The sequence below is a fragment of the Mycobacterium sp. IS-2888 genome (genome assembly GCF_001954215.1).
Lineage (GTDB): Bacteria > Actinomycetota > Actinomycetes > Mycobacteriales > Mycobacteriaceae > Mycobacterium.
Genome location: NZ_MBET01000027.1, coordinates 1 through 7,512 on the forward strand (window position 1 = coordinate 1; position 7,512 = coordinate 7,512).

Consider the following 7,512-nt stretch of genomic DNA (forward strand, 5'->3'; position numbering starts at 1 on the left):
CCCGGCGCGTGGCAGCCCGACCGCGCGGTCGGGCGGGTCGGGGTGCGCCGACGCGTCCGGGAAGGCGGGCGGCGGCGCGCGAAATCTGCGATTCCCGGCCGCGGCGCGGGTGCTTCGGCGGGCGGAAACGCGTCCGAAATCGCCGTCGCGGGGTCGCCGACCTGCCGCTGACCACGGCGCGACACGCGCGACACGCCACGCGAAATTGTGTGAACCGCGGGACGAGTTCTCGCGACGGTCCGTGCCGCCGGCCGCGGGGCCCGACGGTTCGGCACCCGACGGCGGCGCGGCACCATAAAGCCCCAGGTAGAGGGCCGGAAACGGCGCACAATCGGCGGGTTGGGGGCCCGCAAATGGCGCCTCGTCCAGTCGGTTTCGGGCCGCCGAACGCACCCCCGGTCTGACCCGCGCGGTGGGTCGACCTGCCTATTTACCCCAATAACCAGGGGGGTCGGGTTAGATTTCGTCAGGAAGCCTGAGTACGGTCGTCTCCGCTGGCTGAAGTACCCGGCAGAGACACAAGATCGAGAGATTGATCAGATACGGAGGAATCGTGGCCCTTCCCCAGTTGACCGACGAGCAGCGCGCGGCCGCGTTGGAGAAGGCGGCTGCCGCACGTCGAGCGCGAGCAGAGCTCAAGGACCGGCTGAAGCGCGGTGGCACCAGCCTGACCCAGGTGCTCAAGGACGCCGAGACCAACGAAGTCTTGGGCAAGATGAAGGTTTCTGCGCTGTTGGAGGCTTTGCCGAAGGTGGGCAAGGTCAAGGCGCAGGAAATCATGACCGAGCTGGAAATCGCGCCGACTCGCCGTCTGCGTGGTCTCGGCGACCGTCAGCGCAAGGCCCTGCTGGAAAAGTTCGGCTCCTAACCCGGCCGCGCGATGCAGGCCGAACGGCCTGTGCGGGCACCGACCCAGGAGCGCCGATGAGCGCGAGCGGGGGACCGGACGTCGAGTGCGGAGCGCGTCCCGAGCCGATCGGCAACGGACGCGTGGTCGTGCTGTCCGGTCCCTCCGCGGTCGGCAAGTCCACGGTGGTCCGCTGCTTGCGCGAGCGGATCCCCAACCTGCATTTCAGCGTTTCCGCCACGACGCGGGCGCCGCGGCCCGGGGAGGTCGACGGCGTCGACTACCACTTCGTGAGCCCCGCCCGCTTTCAGGAACTGATCGACGAGGGCGCCCTGCTGGAGTGGGCCGAGATCCACGGCGGGCTGCACCGATCGGGCACATTGGCCGAGCCGGTGCGCGCCGCCGCGGCGGCCGGGCGCCCCGTGCTCATCGAGGTCGATCTGGCCGGGGCCAGGGCCGTCAAGCGGGCGATGCCCGAGGCCATCGCGGTGTTTCTGGCGCCGCCCAGCTGGGAGGACCTGGAGGCCAGGCTGGTGGGCCGCGGCACCGAGACGCCCGAGGTGATCCAGCGCCGGCTGGACACCGCCCGCGTCGAGCTGGCGGCGCAGGACGACTTCGACGAGGTCGTGGTCAACAGTCGATTGGAGTCTGCGTGCGCGGAATTGGTATCCTTGCTGGTGGAAACCGCGCCTGGCTCGGATTGAGTCGCCTGGTCAGAGCCGGACCCAGACCGATCAAGCATCGACTTTCCCACCGCTCTACGCCGCCAGGAGATTTTCTTAAGTGAGCAATTCGCAGTCCGACGCGTCGCTAGCCGCCGTCCCCGCCCTGGATCAGTTCGATCCGTCGTCACCTGGGCAGGGTGCCTACGACACCCCGCTGGGAATCACCAACCCGCCCATCGACGAATTGCTGGACCGCGTCTCGAGCAAGTACGCGCTGGTGATCTACGCGGCCAAGCGGGCCCGGCAGATCAACGACTACTACAACCAGCTCGGCGAGGGCATCCTCGAGTACGTGGGTCCGCTGGTCGAGCCCGGGCTGCAGGAAAAGCCGCTGTCCATCGCTATGCGCGAGATCCACGCCGACCTGCTCGAACACACCGAGGGCGAGTAACAGGCCGGGCGCGCTGTGGACCGCAAGCGGATCGTCGTCGGCGTCTCCGGTGGCATCGCCGCCTACAAGGCGTGCACCGTCGTTCGTCAGCTCGCCGAGGCCGGCCATGAGGTCCGCGTCATCCCCACCGAATCCGCGTTGCGCTTCGTCGGGGCGGCCACTTTCGAGGCGCTTTCCGGACAGCCGGTCCACACCGGCGTCTTCTCCGACGTTCCCGAGGTGCCGCATGTGCGGCTGGGTCAGCAGGCCGACCTGGTCGTCGTGGCGCCCGCAACCGCCGACCTGCTGGCGCGTGCCGTGCACGGCCGCGCCGACGACCTGCTGACCGCGACGCTGCTCACGGCGCGATGTCCGGTGCTGTTCGCGCCGGCGATGCACACCGAGATGTGGTTGCACCCGGCCACCGTCGACAACGTGGCGACGTTGCGCCGCCGCGGGGCCGTTGTGCTGGAACCCGCATCCGGGCGCCTCACCGGCGCCGACAGCGGGGCCGGACGGCTGCCCGAGGCCGAAGAGATCACCACGCTCGCCCACCTGCTGCTGGAGCGACACGACGCCCTGCCCTACGACCTCGCCGGCTGCAAGCTGCTGGTGACCGCCGGCGGCACCCGCGAACCGATCGATCCCGTCCGCTTCGTCGGCAATCGCAGCTCCGGCAAGCAGGGCTACGCGGTCGCCCGGGTCGCCGCCCAGCGCGGCGCCGAGGTCACCCTGATCGCCGGGCATACCGCCGGGCTCATCGACCCCGCCGGTGTCCACGTCGTCCACGTCAGCTCGGCGCAACAGCTCGGAGAGGCGGTGTCCAAGCACGCCCCCGACGCCGACGTGCTGGTGATGGCGGCCGCGGTGGCCGACTTCCGGCCCGCGCAGGTTGCCGCCGCCAAGATCAAAAAGGGTCCCGACGACCCGCCCACCATCGAGCTGGTGCGCAACGACGACGTGCTGGCCGGCGCGGTGCGGGCGCGCGCCCACGGCGAGCTGCCCAACATGCGGGCCATCGTGGGGTTCGCCGCCGAGACCGGCGACGCCAACGGCGATGTGCTCTTCCACGCCCGAGAGAAGTTGCGGCGCAAGGGCTGTGACCTGTTGGTCGTCAACGCCGTGGGCGACGGCAGGGCGTTCGAGGTGGACAGCAACGACGGCTGGCTGCTGGCGTCCGACGGCGCCGAGTCCGCGCTGCAGCACGGTTCCAAGACGCTGATGGCCAGCCGTATCGTTGATGCGATCGTGGCGTTTCTGCACCACACGGGCTAGCGATACTCTTGCATGCGCCCGGCTGGGCCGGTTGGGCCTAGGGCGTAAAATAATTTGTCTAACTAAGTTTTGGGTGAGGGACTGGAAGGATGACAGAGTGAGCGAGAAGGGTCGGCTGTTTACCAGTGAGTCGGTGACCGAGGGACATCCCGACAAAATCTGTGACGCGATCAGCGACTCGGTCCTCGACGCGCTTTTGGCGGAGGACCCCCGCTCACGTGTCGCGGTCGAGACCCTGGTGACCACCGGGCAGGTGCACGTCGTTGGCGAGGTGACGACGACGGCGAAAGAGGCGTTCGCCGACATCACCAACACGGTGCGCGCGCGCATCCTGGAGATCGGCTACGACTCGTCGGACAAGGGCTTCGACGGTGCGTCGTGCGGCGTGAACATCGGCATCGGCGCGCAGTCGCCCGACATCGCGCAGGGCGTCGACACCGCCTACGAGGCCCGCGTCGAGGGCGAGCAGGACCCGCTGGATGCCCAGGGGGCAGGCGACCAGGGCCTGATGTTCGGCTACGCGATCAACGACACCCCGGAGTTGATGCCGCTGCCCATCGCGCTGGCGCACCGGCTGTCGCGCAAGCTGACCGAGGTCCGCAAGAACGGCACGCTGCCGTACTTGCGTCCGGACGGCAAGACGCAGGTCACCATCGAGTACGAGGACGACGTCCCGGTCCGGCTGGACACCGTGGTCGTGTCCACCCAGCACGCCGACGGCATCGACCTGGCGAAGAAGCTGGATCCCGACATCCGGGAGCACGTGCTCAAGACCGTGCTCGACGAGCTGGCCCACGAGACCCTTGACTCGTCGTCGACCCGGGTGCTGGTCAATCCGACGGGGAAGTTCGTCCTCGGCGGCCCGATGGGGGACGCGGGCCTGACCGGCCGCAAGATCATCGTCGACACGTACGGCGGCTGGGCCCGCCACGGCGGCGGCGCCTTCTCCGGCAAGGATCCGTCCAAGGTGGACCGTTCGGCGGCGTACGCGATGCGCTGGGTGGCCAAGAACATCGTCGCCGCCGGGCTGGCGGAGCGGGTCGAGGTGCAGGTGGCCTACGCCATCGGCAAGGCCGCGCCGGTGGGATTGTTCATCGAGACGTTCGGTACCGCGATCGTCGACCCGGTCAAGATCGAGAAGATCGTGCCCGAGGTGTTCGACCTGCGGCCCGGCGCGATCATCCGCGACCTGGACCTGCTGCGCCCGATCTACGCGCAGACCGCCGCCTACGGGCACTTCGGCCGCACCGACGTCGAGCTGCCGTGGGAGCAGCTGAACATGGTCGACGAGCTCAAGCGCGCTATCTAGGCAGCGGGTGGTCGGGCTCTAGCGCGGGCAGGCCGTCGATGCTGTGCCGATTGCGTTCGACCAGGCGGGTGTAGGCCTCGGCGGGCGCTTTGGCGTGATGCGCGTCGAGCACCGGCCGTTCGTCGACGAGCTCGTAGTAGGGCACCGCGAACCCGCAGGCGTCGGCGATGCGCTCGAGGTCGATCACGATGATGGCCCGCACGCCGGGATGTTCGCCACCGAAATGCGTTCGCAGGCCCTCGAATTCGGCGTCGTCGGGCCGGATCGCGCGGCCGGTGCCGAACAATCGCAGGATCCGCGAGTTGCGGGTGAACGAGCAGAACATGACGGTGATGCGGCCGTTGTCGCGCAGGTGGGCGATGGTTTCCACGCCGCTGCCGAACATGTCGAGGTAGGCGACGGTGTGGTCGTCCAGCACCGCGAACGTGTCCCGATACCCCTTGGGGGAGAGGTTGATTCGGCCGCCGTCGGACGGAGCGGTGGCCACGAAGAACACGGCCTGCTCGCCGATGAACTCGCGCAGCGACTCGTCGATACGCGAAAACTCTTTCGCCACGCGTCGAAGCCTAGTGCAAGGCCGCAACCGAATTTGAGGTCTAGCCGGTGAATCGGTAGTCGCCGAGTTCGAAACGCCGGCTGCGCCAGTAGGCCTCCACCGTGGTGGCGGGGCGCAGCGGCACGTCGCCGTTCTTGTCGAAGTAGTAGCTGTTGGCCAGCCGGCAGCTGTCCTGCCAGAAGACCTGACGATGCCGCTTGCGCATCATCTCGGCGAAGTAGCGGTCGTTGGCTTCCTCGGTGACCTCGACCCGCGTCGCACCCTTGCGCCGGGCCTGCTTCAGGCACCGCACGATGTGGTGGGTCTGGGTCTCGATCAGCGCGAAATACGACGAGCCGACGTAGCCGTAGGGCCCGAACACGGTGAACATATTGGGGAAACCGGGAATGCTGACGCCTTCGTAGGCCTGTAGCCGGTGTTCGTCCCAGAAGCGGCTCAGCGACCGGCCGCCGGTTCCGGTGACCGCGAAGGTCGGGACGTTGTCGGTGTCCATCACTTTGAAGCCGGTCGCCAGGATCAGCACGTCGACCTCGTGGTTTTCGCCGTCGGTGGTGGCTACGGCCGCCGGCGTGATCTTGTCGATCGGTTCGGTGACCAGCCGCACGTTGTCGCGGTTGAAGGTGGCCAGATAGGTGTTGTGGAAGCCCGGCCGCTTGCAGCCCACGGCGTAGCGCGGCGTGAGTTGGTCGCGCACCGTCGGGTCGTGGACCTGCTGACGCAGATAGGAAAGCCCGGCCGACTGCATCCTCTTGGCCATCGGGAACACGGTGAAGTATTGCGCCGCAATCGGGAAGGTCAGCTCGACGAAAGCCTGGCTGAGCAGCCGCTGGACGGCTTTGCCGCCGGGGATGCGCATCGCCCAGCGCGCCGGCGCGGGCAGCGGGACGTCGAACTTCGGGAAGCACCAGATCGGGGTGCGTTGAAACACCGTGAGCTGCTTGACGATTGGGGCGATCTCGGGAATGACTTGCACTGCCGACGCGCCGGTGCCGATGATGGCGACGCGCTTACCCGTGAGGTCCTGGGTGTGGTCCCACCGGGCGGTGTGCATGGTGATGCCGGCGAAGGAGTCCACGCCGTCGATGTCGGGCAGGTTCGGCACGGTGAGCACGCCGCTGGCGCTGATCAGGAACCGGGCGGTGAGTTCGCCGCCGGGGTCGGTCTGCACCCGCCACAACGAGCGCTCGTCGTCGAACTCGGCGGAAAGCACCTTGGTGTTGAACCGGATTCGCGACCGGATGCCGTACTTGTCCACGCAGTGTTCGGCGTAGGCCTTCAGCTCGTGGCCGGGCGCGTAGGTCCGCGACCAGCGCGGGCTCTGTTCGAAGGAGTACTGGTAGGAAAACGACGGAATGTCCACGGCGATACCGGGATAGGTGTTCCAGTGCCAGGTGCCGCCGACCCCGTCGCCGGCCTCGACCACGAGGTAGTTGGGCAGTCGTGCCTTGTCGAGCTTGATGGCGGCGCCGATACCGGAGAACCCGGCGCCGACGATCAGGGCATCGTAGTCGGGGTTCATGTGCGTGGCTGTCCGATCACGTGCACTCCGTTCTTCGGCCGTAGCGTCAGCGTCGCCTCGAGTTCGACGGGCGGGCCGGGCGCGAGGTCAAAGGTGAAGTGCTGACTCATGATCGCCGCCATCAGCACCATCTCCATCATGGCGAAACTCTGCCCGATGCAGATGCGCCGGCCGCCGCCGAACGGCAGGTACGCCGAGCGGGGCCGGTCGGATGGTGTGCAAAAACGGTTGGGGTCGAACGTCTCCGGGTCGGGCCACCAGCGCGGGTCGTGGTGAATGTGGTGGATCGGGATGAGGACGGTGGTGCCGCGACGGATGTGGTGGCCGCCGATCACGTCCTCCTCGATGGCCCGCCGCGAGATCGTCCACACGGCCGAGTAGTAGCGCTGCGATTCCTGCAGGCACGCGGTGGTCCACGGCAGCCTGCCCAGGTCGTCGGCGGTCGGTCGGCGAGCGCCGAGCACGTCGTCGATCTCGGCGAGCATCCGGTCGCGGGCGTCGGAGTGCTGCGCCATCAGATACCAGAACCAGGACATCGCGTTGGCGGTGGTCTCGTGGCCGGCGAGCATGAACGTCAGGGCCTCGTCGCGGATCCGCTGACGGGGCCAGCGCCCGCCGTCGGCGCGCAGCAGCACGTTGAGCAGGTCGGCGGAGTCGGTCGGGTGCAGCATCCGGTGATCGATCACGGCGTTGACGGCGCGGTCGAGGGTCAGCGTGATGTCCTGCATGTCGCGCAGCGGCGGCGGCATGCGGACGCCGGAGAAGGCCAGCCAGTGCAGTGCGTCGTAGACCGGGGGCGGCATCAGGCCCCACAGCCCGAGTCGTTGCAGCCGCTCCGCATGCCGCAGCCCGCGCGTCGCCAGGTCGTTCATACTTTCCACCAGCGGCCCGAAGTCCTGGCTGAACAGGGA

8 protein-coding genes are annotated in these 7,512 nt (G+C 68.2%); 5 read left to right on the top strand and 3 right to left on the bottom strand.

The features are described from left to right. The first annotated feature begins 553 nt into the window (after positions 1-553). The 5 genes from mihF (at position 554) to metK (ending at position 4,526) form a co-directional block, all read left to right on the top strand. The gene (gene mihF, locus A5745_RS05275; protein ID WP_076063029.1) at positions 554-868 is read left to right on the top strand and encodes an integration host factor, actinobacterial type; all 315 of its coding nucleotides are present in this window, start codon (positions 554-556) and stop codon (positions 866-868) included. 56 nt (positions 869-924) lie between these two features. Next, a complete protein-coding gene (gene gmk, locus A5745_RS05280; protein WP_076063027.1) occupies positions 925-1,551 on the top strand; it encodes a guanylate kinase in 627 nt (208 codons plus the stop codon). A gap of 79 nt (positions 1,552-1,630) precedes the next feature. Continuing rightward, positions 1,631-1,963, top strand: a complete 333-nt coding sequence (gene rpoZ / locus A5745_RS05285) for a DNA-directed RNA polymerase subunit omega (protein ID WP_076063025.1) — start codon at positions 1,631-1,633, stop codon at positions 1,961-1,963. Positions 1,964-1,978: 15 nt separating this feature from the next. Next, positions 1,979-3,217 (top strand): bifunctional phosphopantothenoylcysteine decarboxylase/phosphopantothenate--cysteine ligase CoaBC, encoded by a 1,239-nt coding sequence (gene coaBC, locus A5745_RS05290; protein ID WP_076063023.1) that lies wholly within the window; start codon positions 1,979-1,981, stop codon positions 3,215-3,217. Positions 3,218-3,314: 97 nt separating this feature from the next. Continuing rightward, a complete protein-coding gene (metK, locus tag A5745_RS05295; protein WP_076063021.1) occupies positions 3,315-4,526 on the top strand; it encodes a methionine adenosyltransferase in 1,212 nt (403 codons plus the stop codon). On the opposite strand, the gene A5745_RS05300 is transcribed toward metK, so the two are convergent. The 3 genes from A5745_RS05300 to A5745_RS05310 all read right to left on the bottom strand — a co-directional run. Further along, positions 4,519-5,082 carry a pyridoxamine 5'-phosphate oxidase family protein gene (locus A5745_RS05300; RefSeq protein WP_076115371.1) on the bottom strand — a complete coding sequence of 188 codons (564 nt, stop codon included), beginning with the start codon at positions 5,080-5,082 and terminating at the stop codon, positions 4,519-4,521. The two genes, metK and A5745_RS05300, sit on opposite strands and share 8 nt — an antisense overlap. 40 nt (positions 5,083-5,122) lie before the next feature. Further along, positions 5,123-6,601, bottom strand: coding sequence for an NAD(P)/FAD-dependent oxidoreductase (locus A5745_RS05305; protein ID WP_076115372.1), 1,479 nt, complete (start codon positions 6,599-6,601; stop codon positions 5,123-5,125). Then, positions 6,598-7,512: cytochrome P450 (locus A5745_RS05310; protein ID WP_076115373.1), on the bottom strand; the 915-nt coding region annotated here is incomplete at its 5' end. The genes A5745_RS05305 and A5745_RS05310, both read right to left, overlap by 4 nt.